We start from the raw sequence: 21,888 nt of genomic DNA, 5'->3' as shown, positions 1-21,888 counted from the left end.
GTCGTTACTTCAGAACCTACACAGTGGACGCGAGCAACTGAGGACAAGCCCTCGGCCTATTAGTACCAGTCAACTCCACCCGTTGCCGGGCTTCCATATCTGGCCTATCAACCCAGTCGTCTACTGGGAGCCTTAACCCCTCAAAGGGGGTGGGAGTCCTCATCTCGAAGCAGGCTTCCCGCTTAGATGCTTTCAGCGGTTATCCTTTCCGAACGTAGCCAACCAGCCATGCCCTTGGCAGGACAACTGGCACACCAGAGGTTCGTCCGTCCCGGTCCTCTCGTACTAGGGACAGCCCTTCTCAAGACTCCTACGCGCACAGCGGATAGGGACCGAACTGTCTCACGACGTTCTAAACCCAGCTCGCGTACCGCTTTAATGGGCGAACAGCCCAACCCTTGGGACCGACTCCAGCCCCAGGATGCGACGAGCCGACATCGAGGTGCCAAACCATCCCGTCGATATGGACTCTTGGGGAAGATCAGCCTGTTATCCCCGGGGTACCTTTTATCCGTTGAGCGACGGCGCTTCCACAAGCCACCGCCGGATCACTAGTCCCTACTTTCGTACCTGCTCGACCCGTCAGTCTCACAGTCAAGCTCCCTTGTGCACTTACACTCAACACCTGATTACCAACCAGGCTGAGGGAACCTTTGGGCGCCTCCGTTACTCTTTAGGAGGCAACCGCCCCAGTTAAACTACCCACCAGACACTGTCCCTGATCCGGATCACGGACCCAGGTTAGACATCCAGCACGACCAGAGTGGTATTTCAACAATGACTCCACAACCACTGGCGTGGCCGCTTCAAAGTCTCCCACCTATCCTACACAAGCCGAACCGAACACCAATATCAAGCTATAGTAAAGGTCCCGGGGTCTTTCCGTCCTGCTGCGCGAAACGAGCATCTTTACTCGTAATGCAATTTCACCGGGCCTATGGTTGAGACAGTCGAGAAGTCGTTACGCCATTCGTGCAGGTCGGAACTTACCCGACAAGGAATTTCGCTACCTTAGGATGGTTATAGTTACCACCGCCGTTTACTGGCGCTTAAGTTCTCAGCTTCGCCAACCCGAAGGTTGACTAACCGGTCCCCTTAACGTTCCAGCACCGGGCAGGCGTCAGTCCGTATACATCGCCTTACGGCTTCGCACGGACCTGTGTTTTTAGTAAACAGTCGCTTCTCGCTGGTCTCTGCGGCCACCACCAGCTCACACTGCAAGAGTGATCACCAGCAATGGCCCCCCTTCTCCCGAAGTTACGGGGGCATTTTGCCGAGTTCCTTAACCATAGTTCACCCGAACGCCTCGGTATTCTCTACCTGACCACCTGAGTCGGTTTAGGGTACGGGCCGCCATGAAACTCGCTAGAGGCTTTTCTCGACAGCATAGGATCATCCACTTCACCACAATCGGCTCGGCATCAGGTCTCAGCCTTAACGTGTGACGGATTTACCTACCACACGGCCTACACCCTTACCCCGGGACAACCACCGCCCGGGCTGGACTACCTTCCTGCGTCACCCCATCGCTTACCTACTACCACCTTGGATCGGCGGCTCCACCACGTCCCTTTGTCCGAAGACTCCAGGCCGGCTTCACGGCCTTAGCATTAATGGATTCGATACTGGGCGTTTCAAAGCGGGTACCGGAATATCAACCGGTTGTCCATCGACTACGCCTGTCGGCCTCGCCTTAGGTCCCGACTTACCCTGGGCAGATCAGCTTGACCCAGGAACCCTTAGTCAATCGGCGCACACGTTTCCCACGTGTGTATCGCTACTCATGCCTGCATTCTCACTCGTGAACCGTCCACAACTCGTTTCCACGGCTGCTTCACCCGGCACACGACGCTCCCCTACCCATCACGATCCCCGTTGGGGGTAATATCGCAATGACACGACTTCGGCGGTGTGCTTGAGCCCCGCTACATTGTCGGCGCGGAATCACTTGACCAGTGAGCTATTACGCACTCTTTCAAGGGTGGCTGCTTCTAAGCCAACCTCCTGGTTGTCTCTGCGACTCCACATCCTTTCCCACTTAGCACACGCTTAGGGGCCTTAGTCGATGCTCTGGGCTGTTTCCCTCTCGACCATGGAGCTTATCCCCCACAGTCTCACTGCCGCGCTCTCACTTACCGGCATTCGGAGTTTGGCTAAGGTCAGTAACCCGGTAGGGCCCATCGCCTATCCAGTGCTCTACCTCCGGCAAGAAACACACGACGCTGCACCTAAATGCATTTCGGGGAGAACCAGCTATCACGGAGTTTGATTGGCCTTTCACCCCTAACCACAGGTCATCCCCCAGGTTTTCAACCCTGGTGGGTTCGGTCCTCCACGAAGTCTTACCTCCGCTTCAACCTGCCCATGGCTAGATCACTCCGCTTCGGGTCTTGGGCACGCTACTCAACGCCCTATTCGGACTCGCTTTCGCTACGGCTTCCCCACACGGGTTAACCTCGCAACATACCGCAAACTCGCAGGCTCATTCTTCAAAAGGCACGCAGTCACGACGCACCGAGCAAGCTCGATGCGCGACGCTCCCACGGCTTGTAGGCACACGGTTTCAGGTACTATTTCACTCCGCTCCCGCGGTACTTTTCACCATTCCCTCACGGTACTATCCGCTATCGGTCACCAGGGAATATTTAGGCTTAACGGGTGGTCCCGCCAGATTCACACGGGATTTCTCGGGCCCCGTGCTACTTGGGTGGTTCTCAAACGAGCCGCTAATGTTTCAGCTACGGGGGTCTTACCCTCTACGCCGGACCTTTCGCATGTCCTTCGCCTACATCAACGGTTTCTGACTCGTCTCACAGCCGGCAGACTGCAAAAGAGAACTCCCACAACCCCAACCACGCAACCCCTGCCGGGTATCACACGTGACTGGTTTGGCCTCATCCGGTTTCGCTCGCCACTACTCCCGGAATCACGGTTGTTTTCTCTTCCTGCGGGTACTGAGATGTTTCACTTCCCCGCGTTCCCTCCACACTGCCTATGTGTTCAGCAGCGGGTGACAGCCCATGACGACTGCCGGGTTTCCCCATTCGGACACCCCCGGATCAAAGCTCGGTTGACAGCTCCCCGGGGCCTATCGTGGCCTCCCACGTCCTTCATCGGTTCCTGGTGCCAAGGCATCCACCGTGCGCCCTTAAAAACTTGGCCACAGATGCTCGCGTCCACTGTGCAGTTCTCAAGCAACGACCAGCCACCCACCACCCCAACCCGAAGGCTGAGTTCACTGGGGCCGGCATCGCGAAGGTCCAGACCGTAGTCCGTACCCTCAGATACCCAACAGCGCGCCCGGCCCACCCGATCAATCCCCACGTTCCACGCCGAAGCAGTACTAGTGACAACCAACCAAGTGTGCCGAATAGTCAACGTTCCACCCATGAGCAACCAGCATCAGACATTCGCCGATGTACTGGCCTCTGACCCGGACAAGTCCGAGTAAGAAGTGCTCCTTAGAAAGGAGGTGATCCAGCCGCACCTTCCGGTACGGCTACCTTGTTACGACTTCGTCCCAATCGCCAGTCCCACCTTCGACGATTCCCTCCCACAAGGGGTTGGGCCACCGGCTTCGGGTGTTACCGACTTTCGTGACGTGACGGGCGGTGTGTACAAGGCCCGGGAACGTATTCACCGCAGCAATGCTGATCTGCGATTACTAGCAACTCCGACTTCATGGGGTCGAGTTGCAGACCCCAATCCGAACTGAGACCGGCTTTTTGAGATTCGCTCCACCTCGCGGTATCGCAGCTCATTGTACCGGCCATTGTAGCACGTGTGCAGCCCAAGACATAAGGGGCATGATGACTTGACGTCGTCCCCACCTTCCTCCGAGTTGACCCCGGCAGTCTCCTGTGAGTCCCCATCACCCCGAAGGGCATGCTGGCAACACAGAACAAGGGTTGCGCTCGTTGCGGGACTTAACCCAACATCTCACGACACGAGCTGACGACAGCCATGCACCACCTGTACACCGACCACAAGGGGGCGCCTGTCTCCAGACGTTTCCGGTGTATGTCAAGCCTTGGTAAGGTTCTTCGCGTTGCGTCGAATTAAGCCACATGCTCCGCTGCTTGTGCGGGCCCCCGTCAATTCCTTTGAGTTTTAGCCTTGCGGCCGTACTCCCCAGGCGGGGAACTTAATGCGTTAGCTGCGGCACGGACGACGTGGAATGTCGCCCACACCTAGTTCCCAACGTTTACGGCGTGGACTACCAGGGTATCTAATCCTGTTCGCTCCCCACGCTTTCGCTCCTCAGCGTCAGTATCGGCCCAGAGATCCGCCTTCGCCACCGGTGTTCCTCCTGATATCTGCGCATTTCACCGCTACACCAGGAATTCCGATCTCCCCTACCGAACTCTAGCCTGCCCGTATCGAATGCAGACCCGGGGTTAAGCCCCGGGCTTTCACATCCGACGTGACAAGCCGCCTACGAGCTCTTTACGCCCAATAATTCCGGACAACGCTTGCGCCCTACGTATTACCGCGGCTGCTGGCACGTAGTTAGCCGGCGCTTCTTCTGCAGGTACCGTCACTCTCGCTTCTTCCCTGCTGAAAGAGGTTTACAACCCGAAGGCCGTCATCCCTCACGCGGCGTCGCTGCATCAGGCTTTCGCCCATTGTGCAATATTCCCCACTGCTGCCTCCCGTAGGAGTCTGGGCCGTGTCTCAGTCCCAGTGTGGCCGGTCGCCCTCTCAGGCCGGCTACCCGTCGTCGCCTTGGTAGGCCATCACCCCACCAACAAGCTGATAGGCCGCGGGCTCATCCTTCACCGCCGGAGCTTTCCACACGGAGGTCATGCGACCCCGTGTCGTATCCGGTATTAGACCCCGTTTCCAGGGCTTGTCCCAGAGTGAAGGGCAGATTGCCCACGTGTTACTCACCCGTTCGCCACTAATCCCCTCCCGAAGGAGGTTCATCGTTCGACTTGCATGTGTTAAGCACGCCGCCAGCGTTCGTCCTGAGCCAGGATCAAACTCTCCGTGAATGTTTTCCCGACTGCGTTTAATTAAAAACTGCGGGTGAAACACACACGAGAGCGGAACGACCAGACGGAATAGGTCCGGTCGTTCACAGCGTCCTCGCTGTGTGTGCCATCCGCACCGCATGGGTGCCGATGGACTTTCAAAGGAACCTCATCCACCGAGGTGGACGGGGTATCAACATATCTGGCGTTGACTTTTGGCACGCTGTTGAGTTCTCAAGGAACGGACGCTTCCTTTGTGCCTTATCGGTTCTGATTGACTCAGTACCGGGCTCTCCGGGCGCTTCCCTTCGGTCTTGCGTTTCCGACTCTATCAGATCCTTGCGGGCCCGATTTTCGCCGGTGCGTTTCCGCCTTTCGGCTTCTTCGCGTTTCCAACCTTACCAGATCCGTTTCCGTGTCCGGCGCCCTGTTGGAGCGGGCTCGGCCGTCCGGCTTTCGCTTTTCGACCTTTCCGACTCTACCAGACCCGATTTCGTTCCGTTTCCGGTTCGAATTCGGTCCGAGTTTTGATCGGAGGGAGTTTGCCTTTCGGCTGATCCGACTTTATCAGATTGCTCTGGGTCGGAATTCCCGCCCGACTTGGTGAGGCCCCGTACGCGCAGGCGTCCGGTGCTTCCCGTTCAGGCGGAGCCGTAAACGTACTGGAGCGGGGCGCCCGGATGCAAATCCGGGCGCCCCGCTCCCACTTGGGCACGTTTGTACGACCCCGTGTGTCAGACCTCGACGACCACGGGGAGGATCATCGGGCGGCGGCGGTAGTTGTCCGACACCCACTTGCCGACCGAGCGGCGGACCAGCTGCTGGAGCTGATGAGGCTCTGCGACACCGTCCTGAGCCGCCTTGGCCAGCGCCTCGTCGATCTTCGGGACCACGGCCGCGAAGGACGCGTCGTCGATGCCGGAACCGCGGGCCTGCAGGTGCGGGCCGCCGACGATCTTGCCGGTGCTGCTGTCGACGACCACGAAGACCGAGATGATGCCCTCGTCGCCGAGGATGCGGCGGTCCTTCAGATGGGTTTCGGTGACATCGCCGACCGAAAGGCCGTCGACGTAGACGTAGCCCGCCTGGACCTTGCCGGTGATCTTGGCGACGCCCTTGACGAGGTCGACCACGACGCCGTCCTCGGCGATGACGATCCGGTCCTTCGGTACGCCGGTCAGGGCGCCCAGCTCGGCGTTGGCCCGCAGATGGCGCCATTCGCCGTGCACCGGCATGAGGTTCTTCGGCTTGCAGATGTTGTAGAAGTACAGCAGCTCGCCGGCCGAGGCGTGGCCCGAGACATGGACCTTGGCATTGCCCTTGTGGACCACGTCCGCACCCCATCGGGTGAGGCCGTTGATCACGCGGTAGACCGCGTTCTCGTTGCCCGGGATGAGGGAGGACGCCAGGATCACGGTGTCGCCGGGGACGATCCGGATCTGGTGGTCGCGGTTGGCCATCCGGGAGAGGGCGGCCATCGGCTCGCCCTGGGAACCCGTGCAGACCAGCACGACCTCGTCGTCCGGGAGGTCGTCGAGGGTCTTGACGTCGACGACCAAGCCGGCGGGGACCTTGAGGTAGCCCAGTTCGCGGGCGATGCCCATGTTGCGGACCATCGAGCGGCCGACGAAGGCGACCCGGCGGCCGTACTCGTGCGCCGCGTCGAGGATCTGCTGGATGCGGTGCACATGGCTGGCGAAGCTGGCGACGATGATGCGCTTCTGGGCGTTCGCGAACACCGTGCGCAGCACGTTGGAGATGTCCCGCTCGGGCGGGACGAAGCCCGGGACCTCGGCGTTCGTGGAGTCGGAGAGGAGCAGGTCGATGCCCTCCTCGCCGAGCCGCGCGAAGGCGGGGAGGTCGGTCAGGCGGCGGTCCAGCGGGAGCTGGTCCATCTTGAAGTCGCCGGTGTGCACGACCATGCCCGCGGGGGTGCGGATCGCGACGGCCAGGGCGTCGGGGATGGAGTGGTTGACCGCGACGAATTCGCAGTCGAAGGAGCCGATCCGCTCGGTGTGGCCTTCCTTCACCTCAAGGGTGTAGGGGCGGATGCGGTGCTCCTGGAGCTTGGCCTCGATCAGGGCGAGGGTCAGCTTGGAGCCGATGAGGGGGATGTCCGGCTTCTCCCGGAGGAGGTAGGGGACACCACCGATGTGGTCCTCGTGGCCGTGCGTGAGCACGATGCCGTCGATGTCGTCGAGGCGGTCCCTGATGGACGTGAAGTCCGGCAGGATCAGGTCGATTCCGGGCTGCTCCTCCTCGGGGAAGAGCACTCCGCAGTCGACGATCAGCAGCCGGCCGCCGTATTCGAAGACCGTCATGTTGCGGCCGATCTCGCCGAGGCCGCCGAGGGGCGTGACGCGCAGCCCGCCCTTGGGAAGCTTGGGCGGGGCGCCGAGCTCAGGATGCGGATGACTCAAAAGACTCTCCTCACCACACGCGCCACGCTGCCGTCGGGGCACGTGGCGCGCATGACATTCGTGCACTTGCTATGTGGCGGTTGTTGGTCCGTATTCAGTTGTGAAGTCTGTGATCAGAGGTGTACCCCGCCGGCGGCGAGATCGCGCGTGAGCTGTTCGGTCTCCTCCGGGGAGAGCTCCACGAGCGGCAGCCGCAGCGGTCCGGCGGGCAGGCCCTGCCGGGTGAGCGCCGCCTTGGTCGTGATGACGCCCTGGGTGCGGAACATGCCGGTGAAGACGGGGAGCAGCGTCTGGTGGATCTCGGTGGCCTTGGTGACGTCGCCGTTGAGGTGGGCGTCCAGGAGGGCGCGCAGCTCGGGGGTGACGACATGGCCGACCACGGAGACGAAGCCGATGGCGCCGACCGAGAGCAGCGGGAGGTTGAGCATGTCGTCGCCGCTGTACCAGGCGAGGTCGGTGCGGGCGATGGCCCAGCTGGCGCGGCCGAGGTCGCCCTTGGCGTCCTTGTTGGCGACGATCCGGGGGTGCTCGGCGAGCCGGACGAGGGTCTCGGTGTTGATCGGGACACCGCTGCGGCCGGGGATGTCGTAGAGCATGACCGGCAGGTCGGTGGCGTCCGCGATGGCGGTGAAGTGCCGCAGCAGGCCCTCTTGCGGGGGCTTGCTGTAGTAGGGCGTCACCGCGAGCAGTCCGTGGGCTCCGGCTTCCTGGGCGCCGCGGGCCAGCTCCAGGCTGTGCCGGGTGTCGTTGGTGCCGGCTCCGGCGACGACAAAGGCGCGATCGCCGACCGCCTCGACCACGGCGCGGACCAGCTGGGCTTTCTCCGCATCGCTGGTGGTCGGGGACTCTCCGGTGGTGCCGTTGACGACGAGGCCGTCGTTACCGGCGTCCACCAGGTGGGCAGCCAGGCGCTGCGCGCCGTCGAGGTCGAGAGCGCCATCCGCCGTGAACGGCGTGACCATGGCGGTCAGCACCCGCCCGAAGGGGGTCTGCGGTGTGGAAGTCGGAGCCATGGGTCCCACGCTACTCGTAGCTCCCCACAGGATGCGCCTCTGGGGAGCAGGGATGTGGACACCGGCACTGCCTGCTCGGGGGTTCAAGCAGTGCCGGGTCCGTCTGTTCAGCGTAGATGAACTTCTTAAAATGCCGCAATCCGGACACCTTGCACCCCCGCCCCACGGGGCCCGGGAACCGGCCCCCGGCCTGGGTCTTACGGGGCGATCCGGCCGTTCGCATTGAATGCGCCGTACGTGAGCGGCATGAGCGTGGCCCAGTGGGCCTCCATCTGCTCGCCGACCATTTCGATCTCCCGCTGCGGGAAGGAGGGGACCTTCGCCTGCTCGTGCTGGGTCCGCAGGCCGAGGAAGTGCATCAGCGAGCGCGCGTTGCAGGTGGCGTACATGGAGGAGAAGAGGCCGACGGGGAGCACGGCGCGGGCGACCTCGCGGGCCACGCCGGCTGCCAGCATCTCCTGGTACGCCTCGTACGCCCGGCGGTAGGAGTCCTCCATGACGCGGCCGGTCAGGTCGGACTGCTCCGGGGTGCCGTCGACGAACTCGTACTTCCCGGGGCGGCCCTGCTGGACGAGCTTGCGGGAGGCACCGGGGACGTAGAAGACCGGGTCCAGCTGACGGTAGCGGCCGGACTCCTCGTTGTACGACCAGCCGACGCGGTGGCGCATGAACTCGCGGAAGACGAAGATCGGCGCGCTGATGAAGAAGGTCATGGAGTTGTGCTCGAACGGGCTGCCGTGCCGGTCCCGCATGAGGTAGTTGATCAAGCCCTTGGAGCGCTCGGGGTCCTTCTGCAGCTCCTCGAGGGACTGCTCGCCGGCCGTGGAGACTCGGGCCGCCCACAGCACGTCACTGTCCGCGGCGCTGTGCTTGACCAGCTCGACCGTCACCTCGCTCCGGAAGCTGACGGCTGCGCTGTCGGGACTCTCAGCGCTCTCAGTGCTCTCGGCGGGGGTCTGGGACACCGGCGGTTCCTTCCAATCGATCCTCGTGCGCGACCAGACTACGGCCCGCCTCCGACAGCCCGGGAAATGCCGCGTGACGCCGCGTTCACCGCAAAACGGACGGCGTGCGAGCGGCGTCCGGAGCGGCAGTTGATATTTTTCACAGAAGTCCCTGAAAACGGGCACCAATCGCACCGCACACACGTCTAACCCTGTGACAGTGCCCACTTCGAGGTTCCTAGGAGAGCCCGCTCATGTTCCGCCGGCGAGAGCCCGTCCCGTTCGCCTTCGTTGCCGAGGCAGACCGGTTCCGCAGCAATGTCACTCCCCCGCCGCGTCAGCGCGCCTCCCGTGGGCAACTGCTCGGCCAGTCTCTCATCACGCTGACAGTCGTGGGCGGCCTGGCAGGCGCCCTGCTGTTCGGCGTTCCCGCACTGCAGCAGGACAGTTCCACCTCGAGCCGGGTGCATCAGTCCGAAGCGTCGCACCGCTGATCGGTCCGGCGGAGCGGGCCGCAAGTGGTTCCGCTCCGCCGGTCCCGATAGCCTCACCGGTCACAGCTTCCGTCAGCGTGACCATGAGTGAGGATCAGCCGTGCCCCTGCCCTTCCTGACGGCCGACCGCGACCTCGACACCCCTGCCGCGGATCACACCGCGCTGCCGCACGACGAGCCCGATCACTGGCGCCGTCCCTATCGCCCCGGACCGTGGCGGGTGGGGGCGGCGGCGGTGTTTTTGCTGCTCGCGTCGTTCGTCCTGCTCTCCGCGATGATCATCGCGCTGGCCGGTTCGCTGCCCGGCGCCGCGGTCTGTGTCCTGTTGGGCGCGCTGACGATCGCCTTCGCGCTGCGCCTGCTGCGCGTCGGCCTGTGGGTCAGCTCCCAGGGACTGCGGCAGGTGAACCTCCTGCGGACGTCCACGGAGCCGTGGAGCGCCATCACCTCGGTGCGCACCCGGCAGCAGCCGGTGCGCTGGCTGGGACTGCCCCGGACGGTGCAGGGCCAGGCGCTGATCGTCGAGCGGACCCAGGGTGATCCGCTGCGGACGCTGATCACGGACCACAACGGGGATTTCCTGTCCCGCCCGGAGGCGTTCGAGCAGGCCGCGGACGTACTGGAGGCGTGGGCGGCGGAGTACCGCGGCTGACGGCCGAGGGCCCCGGCACCGCCCGGACGCGCCGCGGCGTTCCTCGGTGACCGGGGCCCTCCCCGTCGGTCCATGGCTTGGTCCGGAAGGCCCGGACCACATGCTCAGGCGGCCGGCAGGGCCTTGCCGTCGTGCAGCGCGATCGCCCGTTGCATCGCCTTGCGGGCGCGCGGGGTGTCCCGGGCGTCGTGGTAGGCGACGGCGAGCCGGAACCACGTACGCCAGTCGCCGGGCGCCTCCTCCGTCTCGGCCTGCCGCCGGGCGAAGACCGCGTCGGCGGCGTCCCGGTCGATCCGGCCGCCGGGGGTCCGCTCCAGGTCGTCGGCCGGCAGCCCGCCCTCGGCCTCCAGCGCATGGGCCAGCCGGTGGGCGTCGCGGGCGAAGCGGGTGTTGTGCCGGAGGAACCAGGCACCGATGAACGGCAGCACGAAGGCCACCGCGCCCATGCCCATGGCCGCCGGCTCACCGGTCAGCAGGAGGAGGACGCCCTCCAGCGCCACCACGCCGAACACGAGCACCAGCACGGTGGCGAGGAAGAAGTACGTGATCTTGCCGCCCATGCCGTCAGCCCAGGTCGAGGAAGTTTTCCAGGCCCACGGTCAGGCCCGGAGTGGTGACCACGCGGCGCACCCCGAGCAGGATGCCCGGCATGAAGCTGCTGTGGTGCAGGGAGTCGTGGCGGATGGTGAGGGTCTCGCCCTCGCCGCCGAACAGCACCTCCTGGTGCGCCAGCAGACCGCGCAGCCGTACGGAGTGCACGGGCACGCCGTCCACGTCCGCGCCGCGGGCGCCGTCCAGCGCGGTGGTGGTGGCGTCCGGCTGCGGGGCGCAGCCGGCCTCCTGACGCGCCGCGGCGATCAGCTGTGCGGTGCGGGCGGCGGTGCCGGAGGGGGCGTCCGCCTTCTTCGGGTGGTGCAGCTCGACGACCTCGGCGGACTCGAAGAAGCGAGCGGCCTGCTGGGCGAAGCGCATGGTCAGCACCGCGCCGAGGGAGAAGTTCGGGGCGATGAGCACGCCCGCCGACGGCGCGGCGGCGAGCGAGGTGCGCAGCTGCGCGAGCCGCTCGTCGGTCCATCCGGTGGTGCCGACGACCGCATGGATGCCGTGGCGGACACAGAAGTCGAGGTTGCCCATGACCGCGCCGGGGTTGGTCAGCTCGACCACCACCTGGGCGCCGGTCTCGACCAGCTTCTCCAGCTTGTCGCCCCGGCCGAGCCCGGCGACCAGTTCCATGTCCTCGGCGGCCTCGACGGCCCGTACGGCCTCGGAGCCGATGCGCCCCTGGGCTCCCAGTACGGCCACGCGCAGCTTGCTCATCGTTTCCCGTCTCTCTCGTGGTGGTGCTAGGCGACGACGTCGTCCAGCCGGGCCGCCTGCCGGTCCTTCAGGGGGCCGATGACGGACAGTGAAGGCCGTGCGCCCAGGACGTCGCGGGCCACCTCGCGCACCTCGTCGGGGGTGACGGCCGCGATGCGGGCCAGCATGTCGTCGACCGACATCTGCTCGCCCCAGCACAGCTCGCTCTTGCCGAGGCGGTGCATCAGCGCACCCGAGTCCTCCAGGCCGAGGACGGTGGAGCCCCGCAGCTGGCCGATCGCGCGGCGGATCTCGTCGTCGGTGAGGCCGTGGGTGGCCACCTGGTCGAGTTCGTCCCGGCAGATCTTGAGGACGTCGTGCACCTGGTTGGGGCGGCAGCCGGCGTAGACGCCGAACAGGCCGCAGTCGGCGAAGCCGGAGGTGTAGGAGTACACGCTGTAGGCCAGGCCGCGCTTCTCACGGACCTCCTGGAAGAGGCGGGAGCTCATCCCGCCGCCCAGGGCGGTGTTCAGCACGCCCATCGCCCAGCGCCGGTCGTCGGTGCGCGCCATGCCGGGGAGCCCGAGGATCACATGGGCCTGCTCGGTCTTGCGGTTGAGCAGGTTGACGCGGCCGGCGGTGCGCACGGAGCGGGAGCCGGCGCGCGGCGCGACGGGGACGGCGTCGGTGCGGTCCAGCGCCCCGGCCTGCTCGAAGGCGCGGCGGACCTGGCGGACGACCTTGGCGTGGTCGACGTTGCCGGCGGCCGTGACGACGAGGTGCGTGGGGTCGTAGTGCTTCTTGTAGAAGCGGCGGATGCGCTCGGGAGTGAGCGCGTTCACGGTGTCGACGGTGCCGAGCACGGGACGGCCGAGCGGGGTGTCGCCGAGCATGGTGTGCGCGAACAGGTCGTGCACGCAGTCGCCCGGGTCGTCCTCGGTCATCGCGATCTCTTCGAGGATGACGCCGCGCTCGGCGTCCACGTCCTCGGCCTCGACCAGCGAGCCGGTGAGCATGTCGCACACGATGTCGATGGCGAGCGGCAGATCGGAGTCCAGCACCCGCGCGTAGTAGCAGGTGTACTCCTTCGCGGTGAAGGCGTTCATCTCGCCGCCGACCGCGTCGATGGCGGCGGAGATGTCCAGCGCGCTGCGCCGCTCGGTGCCCTTGAAGAGCAGATGCTCCAGGTAGTGCGTGGCGCCGTTGAGGGAGGGGGTCTCGTCACGGGATCCGACGTGCGCCCAGATCCCGAAGGTGACGGAGCGGACCGACGGCAGGGTCTCGGTGACCACGCGCAGGCCGCCGGGCAGGGTGGTCCGGCGGACCGTGCCGGCGCCCGCGGTGCCCTTGAGAAGCGTTTGGGTACGGGCGACGGCCCGCCCCTCCGAAGAGGTGCGGGCCGTCGTCGTGTGCGTACGCGACGTCACTTGTCGGTGTCGTCCTTCGAGTCGTCCGCGGCGGCCTTGTCGGCGTCCTCTTCCTCGATCACGGGGATCAGGGAGAGCTTGCCGCGCTGGTCGATCTCGGCGATCTCGACCTGGACCTTGGCGCCGACCGCGAGCACGTCCTCGACGTTCTCCACGCGCTTGCCACCGGCGAGCTTGCGGATCTGCGAGATGTGGAGCAGGCCGTCCTTGCCCGGGAGCAGGGAGACGAACGCACCGAAGGTGGTGGTCTTGACGACCGTGCCCAGGTAGCGCTCGCCGACCTCCGGCATGGTCGGGTTGGCGATGCCGTTGATCGTGGCGCGGGCGGCCTCGGCGGCCGGGCCGTCGGCGGCACCGATGTAGATGGTGCCGTCGTCCTCGATCGTGATGTCGGCGCCGGTGTCCTCCTGGATCTGGTTGATCATCTTGCCCTTGGGGCCGATGACCTCACCGATCTTGTCCACCGGGATCTTGACGGTGATGATCCGCGGGGCGTTCGGGGACATCTCGTCCGGGACGTCGATGGCCTCGTTCATGACGTCCAGGATGTGCAGACGCGCGTCACGGGCCTGCTTCAGCGCGGCGGCCAGGACCGAGGCGGGGATGCCGTCGAGCTTGGTGTCGAGCTGCAGCGCGGTCACGAACTGCTTGGTGCCGGCGACCTTGAAGTCCATGTCGCCGAAGGCGTCCTCCGCACCGAGGATGTCGGTGAGGGCGACGTAGTGGGTCTGGCCGTCGATCTCCTGGGAGATCAGGCCCATGGCGATACCGGCGACCGGGGCCTTGAGGGGCACACCGGCGTTCAGCAGCGACATGGTCGAGGCGCAGACCGAGCCCATGGACGTCGAGCCGTTGGAGCCCAGCGCCTCGGAGACCTGGCGGATCGCGTAGGGGAACTCCTCGCGGGTCGGCAGGACCGGCATGATGGCGCGCTCGGCGAGCGCGCCGTGGCCGATCTCGCGGCGCTTGGGGGCGCCCACGCGGCCGGTCTCACCGACGGAGTACGGCGGGAAGTTGTAGTTGTGCATGTAGCGCTTGCGGGTCACCGGGGAGAGGGTGTCCAGCTGCTGCTCCATGCGGAGCATGTTGAGGGTGGTGACGCCCAGGATCTGGGTCTCGCCACGCTCGAACAGCGCGGAACCGTGCACCCGCGGGATCGCCTCGACCTCGGCGGCGAGCGTACGGATGTCCGTGACGCCGCGGCCGTCGATGCGCTTCTTCTCCTTGATCACGCGCTCGCGGACCAGGGTCTTGGTCAGCGAGCGGTAAGCGGCGGAGATCTCCTTCTCGCGGCCCTCGAACTCCGGCAGGAGCTTCTCGGCGGCGAGCGCCTTGACGCGGTCCAGCTCGGCCTCGCGCTCCAGCTTGCCCGGGATGGTCAGCGCCTGGCCGAGCTCGTCCTTGACGGCCTTGGTCAGCGCCTCGAGGACGTCGTCCTGGTAGTCCAGGAAGATCGGGAACTCGCCGACGGGCTTGGCGGCCTTGGCGGCGAGGTCCGACTGGGCCTTGCACAGGACCTTGATGAAGGGCTTGGCGGCTTCCAGACCGGCGGCGACGACCTCTTCGGTCGGGGCCTCGGCGCCGTCCTTGACCAGCTGGATGGTCTTCTCGGTGGCCTCGGCCTCGACCATCATGATCGCGACGTCGCCGTCCGGGAGGACGCGGCCGGCCACGACCATGTCGAAGACGGCGTCCTCGAGCTCGGTGTGGGTCGGGAAGCCCACCCACTGGCCGTTGATCAGCGCGACACGGGTGCCGCCGACCGGGCCGGAGAAGGGCAGACCGGCCAGCTGCGTGGAGCAGGAGGCGGCGTTGATCGCGACCACGTCGTAGAGGTGGTCGGGGTTGAGCGCCATGACCGTCTCGACGATCTGGATCTCGTTGCGCAGGCCCTTCTTGAACGAGGGGCGCAGCGGGCGGTCGATCAGGCGGCAGGTGAGGATCGCGTCCTCGGAGGGGCGGCCCTCACGGCGGAAGAAGGAACCGGGGATCTTCCCGGCTGCGTACATCCGCTCCTCGACGTCGACGGTCAGCGGGAAGAAGTCCAGCTGGTCCTTCGGGGTCTTGGAAGCGGAGGTGGCCGACAGCACCATGGTGTCGTCGTCCAGGTACGCCACGGCGGAACCGGCGGCCTGCTTGGCCAGGCGGCCCGTCTCGAAGCGGATGGTGCGGGTGCCGAAGGAACCGTTGTCGATCACGGCTTCGGCGTAGTGGGTCTCGTTCTCCACCAGGAATATCTCCTCGTCAGCGTCCGCTGCCCGTGTGGCGGCGGACCGTCTTCGGTGGAGCGCCGGTGCGGGCCGGTCTTCGATCGAAGCACCCGGAGCGACGGACGCGGGCGTCCGTGCATCGTCCGGGGGCCACTACCGAGGACCGGCGGCCAGGTGGCGCTCCTACCGCGTTCAGTTTTGCGTACGGCACCAGACTACAAAGCTTCCGGCCGTCATGAGGCGGCACGGGCGTCCGGCGCCTATGGCAAAGGGAGCGGCCCCCGGCGGGAACCGCTCCCCTTGCGGCGCATGCGGTGTACTACTTGGCGCCCGCCGCGCCGCGGCGGATGCCCAGGCGCTCGACCAGCGCACGGAAGCGCGTGATGTCCTTCTTCGCCAGGTACTGCAGCAGGCGGCGGCGCTGGCCGACGAGCAGCAGCAGACCACGGCGGGAGTGGTGGTCGTGCTTGTGCATCTTGAGGTGCTCGGTCAGGTCCGAGATGCGGCGGGAGAGCATCGCGACCTGGACCTCGGGGGAGCCGGTGTCACCCTCCTTGGTGGCGAACTCGGCCATGATCTGCTTCTTCGTAGCGGCGTCGAGCGACACGCGGTACTCCTCTTGGTTGCGGTCCGTGAGCGCCCCTGGTTTGCCTCACAGGGAATCTTGGATGACTCCACCGGACCGTCACACAGCGTACCAGCTGGAAACGGCCCCCCGACCGGGTGGTCGGGGGGCCGGAAATCCGGGCGGGGAGGGGCCGGCGGCTAGCTGCCGGTGAGGCCGCGCACCTTGCCGTAGACCTCCAGGACCGCCAGGCACAGCGGCACCAGGGAGAGCAGGAACAGTCCGTCGAAGATGTCGAAGATCCGGCCCCAGAAGGGGGTGACGCCCTTGCGCGGGACGATCAGGCCGACGCCGACGAGCAGGGCGGCGCCCGCCGCGATGCTGCTGGAGAACCAGACGGTGCGGATGTTCAGCGGACCGGAGTCCTGGAAGCGGAGCAGGTCGACGAAGATGTCCGACGGCGGGTTCAGCGCGATGCCCAGGATGAGCAGGACGATCGTCAGGATGCCGGCGATGGTCAGGCAGGCGACCTGCGCGGTGTAGTCGAAGAGCCGGGCGCGGAGCATGATCGTGATGCCGGCGGCCAGCGCCAGCAGCTGGGCCCACATATTGTCGGAGAAGCCGAGGACGACACCGGCGGAGCCGACGACCAGGGCGGCGCAGCCGGCGACGAGGCCGAGCAGCAGCTCGTGGCCGCGCTTGGCCTGGTTGGCGATCTTGACGAAGTCGACGGACTCGGTCTCGCCGCCGTTGTCGTAGGAGCCCTTGGCGATCTGGTCGGGCGACTTGTAGCCGATGGGCAGCCGGGCGAAGCGGGCGGAGAGGCCGGGCAGCCAGGCGACCAGGGCGATCGACACGACGGCGGTGACGGCGGCGACCTCGCGGGGCGCGGCGTCGGTGAGGATCGCGGCGAAGACCGCGAGGGTGCCGATGGCGGCCAGGAACGCGGCGGCGACGAAGGGCGCGTCACCGCGCGGCAGCAGGACCACCAGCAGGACGGACGCGATCAGGACGACGACACAGCCGACGAGGAGGTGCAGCCGGCCGGGTCCGGAGCCCTGGTCGACGGGGAAGATGCCGGAGCCGGCGAGCAGCAGGTGCGGCAGGGCGGCCAGGCCCAGTGCGATGGAGGAGCCGTGGTCGTCGTAGACCCGGGCGCGGACGCCGGCCAGGGCGACCAGGACGATGCCGACGACGCCGGCGATGAGGCCGGGCAGGCGGTGCATGTCGCGGTTCAGCGGGTTGGAGAACCACAGGGCGAACGCCATCATCACGAGCAGCAGGACACCGGCGGACAGGCCGACGACGTGCATGAGGTCGTCGCTCCAGCGGCTGCGGTTGCGCTTGACCGCGGAGGCGACGGCGTCGGAGACGTCGTCGAAGACCGGCAGCGGCAGCGATTCGGCGAACGGCTTCAGCAAAAGGAGGTCGCCGTCGAGGATCTGCTGCTGTGCGAGCGACTGGCCGGCGTCGAGCACCGTGCCGTCGCGGCGTACGAGGTGATAGCCGGTCGGGGCGCCTTCGGCCTGCGACTGGCCGGAGAGCCGCAGGATCTCCGGATAAATGTCGACGAGTGCGACATCCTCCGGCAGCGCCACATCGATCCGTGCATCCGGCGCGGCGACAGTGACCCGGCAAAAACCGGTGCCAGTGCTCGTGCTCACCTGGCGGTTCCCCCTATCCGTTGGGCGTTTTGTCGCGTCGCGCGCCCTCTCTATAGAGAGCCGTTACTCGGGACTTGGGGCACGCTCGCGAGGCGTCAGCGTACCGTCCAATTCCGCGGTCGCCCCACCCACCCCGAGTGCTGACGGTTGACAGTAGGATCAACGCCTGGTTCGGGCCAAGCACTTGGCTCGGGGGGACCGTCGAATCCAACGGGGGCGGTCCGAGACTGCGAGATGCATGAAGGACTGATGCCTCGGTGAGCGTTGTCATCGTTAAGCGCCCGCCCCGCGCGCTGCCACCCGAAGTCCCCTCCGAGGAGGTGACACTCGAGGCACCTCCGGAGCTGCCCCGTGAGGGCGAATCAGAAAACATGCTGATGACCCTTATGCCCATGATGGGTATGGCGTCTTCGGCGGGATTCCTGTTCATGGGCAACCAGCCGTTCATGAAAATCATGGGCGGCTTTATGGTGGCATCCACCCTGGCAATGGCGATCGTGCAGATCGTCAAGGCTCGCCAAGGGCCTTCCGGGCAAATGCTTCAAGAGCGTCAGGATTACCTCAAGTACCTGACGCAGAAGCGAAAAGAGGTGCGCCGCACCGCACGAAAGCAGCGGGACGCGCAGCTGTTCACCCACCCCGATCCGAGCCAGCTGTGGTCGGTCGTGGCCGAGGGCAAACGCGTGTGGGAGCGCCGGACGACCGATCCGGACTTCGGGCAGGTGCGACTGGGCCTGGGGCCGCAGCAGTTGGCCACCCCCCTGCGGGCCCCCGAGACCGCGCCGGTCGACGAGCTGGAGCCGCTGACCGCGCACGCGATGAAGGAATTCCTCGACAAGCACGGCCATTTGGACAGCCTGCCGCTGGCGGTCTCGCTGCGCGCCTTCTACCACCTGACCGTCTCGGGTGACCCGGACACGGTCTACGGCGCCTCGCGTGCCGCCCTCGCCCAGCTGTGCACCCTGCACTCGCCCGAGGACCTGGTGGTGGCGGTCGTCGCCGCGCCCGGTGCGCAGGCGGAGTGGGAGTGGACGAAGTGGCTGCCGCACGTGCAGGACAAGAGCACCGACGGCGCCGGTTCGCGCCGGCTGGTCGTCGGTGACCTCGGGGAGATCGAGGAGCTGCTGGCGGACGAGCTGGAGGGCCGCGGGCGGTTCAGCCCGCAGGGCACTCCGGTGACCGACACCCCGCACGTGGTGATCGTGCTGGACGGCGGCGAGGTGCCGATGGACTCGGTGATCGCCGGGGCCGAGGGCCTGCAGGGCGTCACCATCCTGGAGGTCGTGCCGGGCGATCTGGACGAGATCCGCGGCGGTCTTGCCGTGCAGGTGTGGCCGGGCAAGCTGACCCTGGAGTCGGCCGGCGGCGCGGTCTACCACGGCGTGTGCGACACCCTGTCGATCCCCGAGGCGGAGGCGCTGGCCCGCCAGCTGGCCCCGCTGCGGGCGGGCTCGGGTGCGGACGGCGAGGAACCGCTGCTGTCCGCCCTGGACTTCACCGACCTGCTGAACATCGGCGACGCCGGCTCGCTGGACGTCGCGCGGACCTGGCGGCCGCGGACGCTGGCCGAGCGGCTGCGGGTGCCGATCGGTGTCGACCGCGACGGCCAGCCGGTCATGCTGGACATCAAGGAAGCCTCGCAGCAGGGCATGGGCCCGCACGGCCTGTGTGTCGGCGCGACCGGTTCCGGCAAGTCCGAGGTGCTGCGCACGCTGGTGCTCGCCCTGGCGGTCACGCACTCCTCGGAGACCCTGAACTTCATCCTCGCGGACTTCAAGGGTGGCGCCACCTTCACCGGTATGTCGGAGATGCCGCACGTCGCGGCGGTCATCACCAACCTCGGTGAGGACGTCACCCTGATCGACCGCATGCGCGACTCGATCACCGGTGAACTCCAGCGCCGCCAGGAGCTGCTGCGCTCCGCCGGCAACTACGCCAACATCACCGACTACGAGAAGGCGCGTGCCGCGGGTGCCCCGCTGGATCCGCTGCCCTCGCTGGTGATGATCATCGACGAGTTCTCCGAGCTGCTCGCCGCCAAGCCGGACTTCATCGAGATGTTCATCCAGATCGGCCGGATCGGCCGGTCCATGGGTGTGCACATGCTGCTCGCCTCGCAGCGGCTGGAAGAGGGCAAGCTGCGGGGTCTGGACACCTTCCTGTCCTACCGGCTGGGTCTGCGGACGTTCTCCGCGGCCGAGTCGCGGACCGCGATCGGTGTGCCGGACGCCTACCACCTGCCGAACGTCCCCGGCTCCGGCATCCTGAAGTACGACACCGAGACGATGGTCCAGTTCAAGGCCGCGTACGTCTCGGGCACCTACCGCGGCCCGGGCGGCGGCGGCCGCGGCGGCGCCGGCGGCCGGACGAGGCGGATGCCGGTGCCGTTCACCGCGGCCCCGGTCGTCGAGCAGATCATCGAGGAGCCGGTCTCCGTGGAGGCGGCCGAGCCGGAGATCGACGACGCGCTGGCCGACACCGTGCTGGACGTCATGGTGCAGCGGATGCAGGGCCAGGGCCCGCCGGCGCACCAGGTGTGGCTGCCCCCGCTGGAGGAGGCGCCCACGGTCAACCAGCTGCTGCCGGCGCTCGCGGTCACGCCCGAACGGGGCGTGCACGCCGCGGAGTACACCGCGCTCGGCAAGCTCGTGGTGCCGGTCGCGCTGGTGGACAAGCCGTTCGAGCAGCGGCGTGACGTGATGTACCTGGACTTCTCCGCCGGCGCCGGTCACGGCCTGGTCGTGGGTGGTCCGCAGTCCGGCAAGTCCACCCTCGTCCGGTCCGCGATCGCCTCGTTCGCGCTCACCCACACCCCGGCCGAGGTGCAGTTCTACTGCCTCGACTTCGGTGGCGGCGGCATGCTGGCGCTGGAGGGCCTGCCGCACGTCGGCGGGGTCGCCTCGCGCCTGGACGCGGAGAAGGTGCGCCGTACGGTCGCCGAGGTCGTCGGCATCCTCAACGAGCGGGAGGAGTTCTTCCGCGCGCACCACATCGACTCGATCGCGACCTACCGCCAGCGGCGGGCCGCGGGCGCCTTCCCCGACCAGAAGTGGGGGGACGTCTTCCTGATCATCGATGGCTGGGGCACGTTCAAGACGGACTACGAGCAGCTCGACCCGGTGATCCTGGACATCGCCGGCCGTGGTCTGGGCTTCGGCATCCACCTGATCCTGGCCGGCTCGCGCTACACCGAGGTGCGGCCCGCGCTGCGCGACCAGCTCCTCAACCGTGTCGAGCTGCGCCTGGGTGACCCGATGGAGTCGGAGTTCGACCGCAAGCGCGCAGAGAACGTCCCGATGGGCAAGCCGGGCCGCGGTATGTCCCCCGAGAAGCTCGACTTCCTCGCGGCGCTGCCGCGTCTGGACGGGATGAGCGACCCGGAGACCCTCAGCGACGGCATGGCCAACCTGGTCGAGACGGTCAGCGAGCACTGGCAGGGCGAGCCCGCCCCCAAGGTGCGGATGCTGCCGACGATGCTGCGCGCCACCGACCTGCCCAAGGGCAACGACTACCCCGAGCACGGGATCGCGATCGGTGTCGACGAGACCACGCTGTCGCCGGCGTTCATCGACTTCGAGACCGACCCGCTGCTGGTCGTCTACGGCGAGAGCGAGTCGGGCAAGTCGTCGCTGCTGCGGCTGCTGGCCAAGCAGATCGCCGAGCGGTACCCGTCGGACAAGGCGCTCATGGTGGTCTCCGACTACCGTCGAGCCCTGCTCGGCGAGATCCCCGAGAGCCACATGTACAAGTACTGTGCCGCGGGGCCGCAGTTGCAGGAGGTCATCACGGGGCTGGCGGGTTCGCTGGGCCGCCGGATGCCCGGGCCGGACGTCACGCCGGAGCAGCTGCGCAACCGCAGCTGGTACGACCTGCCGGACGCGTTCGTGATCGTGGACGACTACGACCTGGTGGCGACCAGCAGCGGCAACCCGCTGCAGCCGCTGCTGGAGTACCTGCCGTTCGCCCGTGACCTGGGTCTGCGCCTGATCATCGCGCGCAGCTCCTCGGGCGCCGGACGGTCGTCGTTCGAGCCGGTCATGCAGCGCACCAAGGAACTGGGCGCGCAGGGTCTGATCCTCTCGGCCGACCCGGCCGAGGGCCCGCTGATGGGCAGCGTCAAGGGTCAGAGCCTGACGCCCGGCCGGGCCACGTTCATCACGCGCAAGCGCGGTGCGCAGCTGGTCCAGACGGGCTGGCTGCCGGCGAGCAGCGGCTGACGCGGCACCTCAC

Annotated in this window: 12 protein-coding genes and 2 rRNA genes; 3 read left to right on the top strand and 11 right to left on the bottom strand. The window is 66.6% G+C overall.

Annotation, left to right across the window (positions count from 1 at the left end):
* Window positions 1–39: 39 nt before the first annotated feature.
* The 5 genes from ACQP17_RS26715 to thyX form a co-directional block, all read right to left on the bottom strand.
* Window positions 40–3,162, bottom strand: a 23S ribosomal RNA gene (locus ACQP17_RS26715).
* Between the two features lie 303 nt (window positions 3,163–3,465).
* Window positions 3,466–4,994: ribosomal RNA gene (locus ACQP17_RS26710) — 16S ribosomal RNA — on the bottom strand.
* Together the 16S and 23S rRNA genes form the textbook arrangement of a ribosomal RNA operon.
* 713 nt (window positions 4,995–5,707) lie before the next feature.
* Window positions 5,708–7,393 carry a ribonuclease J gene (locus ACQP17_RS26705; protein ID WP_364878997.1) on the bottom strand — a complete coding sequence of 562 codons (1,686 nt, stop codon included), beginning with the start codon at window positions 7,391–7,393 and terminating at the stop codon, window positions 5,708–5,710.
* A 113-nt stretch (window positions 7,394–7,506) separates the two neighbouring features.
* Window positions 7,507–8,406, bottom strand: coding sequence for a 4-hydroxy-tetrahydrodipicolinate synthase (dapA, locus tag ACQP17_RS26700; RefSeq protein WP_433858536.1), 900 nt, complete (start codon window positions 8,404–8,406; stop codon window positions 7,507–7,509).
* A 197-nt stretch (window positions 8,407–8,603) separates the two neighbouring features.
* Window positions 8,604–9,371: an FAD-dependent thymidylate synthase gene (gene thyX, locus ACQP17_RS26695; RefSeq protein ID WP_433858535.1), complete on the bottom strand. Its 768-nt coding sequence runs from the start codon at window positions 9,369–9,371 to the stop codon at window positions 8,604–8,606.
* Window positions 9,372–9,604: 233 nt separating this feature from the next.
* Between thyX and ACQP17_RS26690 the strand changes: the two genes are divergently transcribed.
* The gene (locus tag ACQP17_RS26690) at window positions 9,605–9,844 is read left to right on the top strand and encodes a hypothetical protein (RefSeq protein ID WP_189103548.1); all 240 of its coding nucleotides are present in this window, start codon (window positions 9,605–9,607) and stop codon (window positions 9,842–9,844) included.
* 100 nt (window positions 9,845–9,944) lie between these two features.
* Entirely contained in the window at window positions 9,945–10,496 is a 552-nt protein-coding gene (locus ACQP17_RS26685) for a PH domain-containing protein (protein ID WP_433858534.1), read from the top strand.
* Window positions 10,497–10,600: 104 nt separating this feature from the next.
* On the opposite strand, the gene ACQP17_RS26680 is transcribed toward ACQP17_RS26685, so the two are convergent.
* From ACQP17_RS26680 to eccD, 6 genes are all read right to left on the bottom strand, one after another.
* A complete protein-coding gene (locus ACQP17_RS26680) occupies window positions 10,601–11,056 on the bottom strand; it encodes a hypothetical protein (RefSeq protein WP_433858533.1) in 456 nt (151 codons plus the stop codon).
* Window positions 11,057–11,060: 4 nt separating this feature from the next.
* The gene (dapB, locus tag ACQP17_RS26675; protein WP_433858532.1) at window positions 11,061–11,813 is read right to left on the bottom strand and encodes a 4-hydroxy-tetrahydrodipicolinate reductase; all 753 of its coding nucleotides are present in this window, start codon (window positions 11,811–11,813) and stop codon (window positions 11,061–11,063) included.
* 26 nt (window positions 11,814–11,839) lie between these two features.
* Window positions 11,840–13,219: a M16 family metallopeptidase gene (locus ACQP17_RS26670; protein ID WP_433858531.1), complete on the bottom strand. Its 1,380-nt coding sequence runs from the start codon at window positions 13,217–13,219 to the stop codon at window positions 11,840–11,842.
* On the bottom strand, window positions 13,216–15,447 hold the full coding sequence (locus ACQP17_RS26665) for a polyribonucleotide nucleotidyltransferase (RefSeq protein ID WP_433858530.1): 2,232 nt from the start codon (window positions 15,445–15,447) through the stop codon (window positions 13,216–13,218). Before ACQP17_RS26665 ends, ACQP17_RS26670 begins: the two co-directional genes overlap by 4 nt.
* 301 nt (window positions 15,448–15,748) lie before the next feature.
* Window positions 15,749–16,036, bottom strand: coding sequence for a 30S ribosomal protein S15 (rpsO, locus tag ACQP17_RS26660; protein WP_189103560.1), 288 nt, complete (start codon window positions 16,034–16,036; stop codon window positions 15,749–15,751).
* Between the two features lie 158 nt (window positions 16,037–16,194).
* Window positions 16,195–17,658: a type VII secretion integral membrane protein EccD gene (eccD, locus tag ACQP17_RS26655; protein ID WP_364878981.1), complete on the bottom strand. Its 1,464-nt coding sequence runs from the start codon at window positions 17,656–17,658 to the stop codon at window positions 16,195–16,197.
* A gap of 257 nt (window positions 17,659–17,915) precedes the next feature.
* Between eccD and eccCa the strand changes: the two genes are divergently transcribed.
* Window positions 17,916–21,875 carry a type VII secretion protein EccCa gene (eccCa, locus tag ACQP17_RS26650; RefSeq protein WP_433858529.1) on the top strand — a complete coding sequence of 1,320 codons (3,960 nt, stop codon included), beginning with the start codon at window positions 17,916–17,918 and terminating at the stop codon, window positions 21,873–21,875.
* The last annotated feature ends 13 nt before the right edge of the window (window positions 21,876–21,888 follow it).

The organism is Streptomyces kronopolitis (assembly GCF_050953795.1).
Taxonomy (GTDB): Bacteria; Actinomycetota; Actinomycetes; order Streptomycetales; family Streptomycetaceae; genus Streptomyces; species Streptomyces kronopolitis_A.
This window is presented reverse-complemented; position numbering and strand designations above follow the sequence as displayed.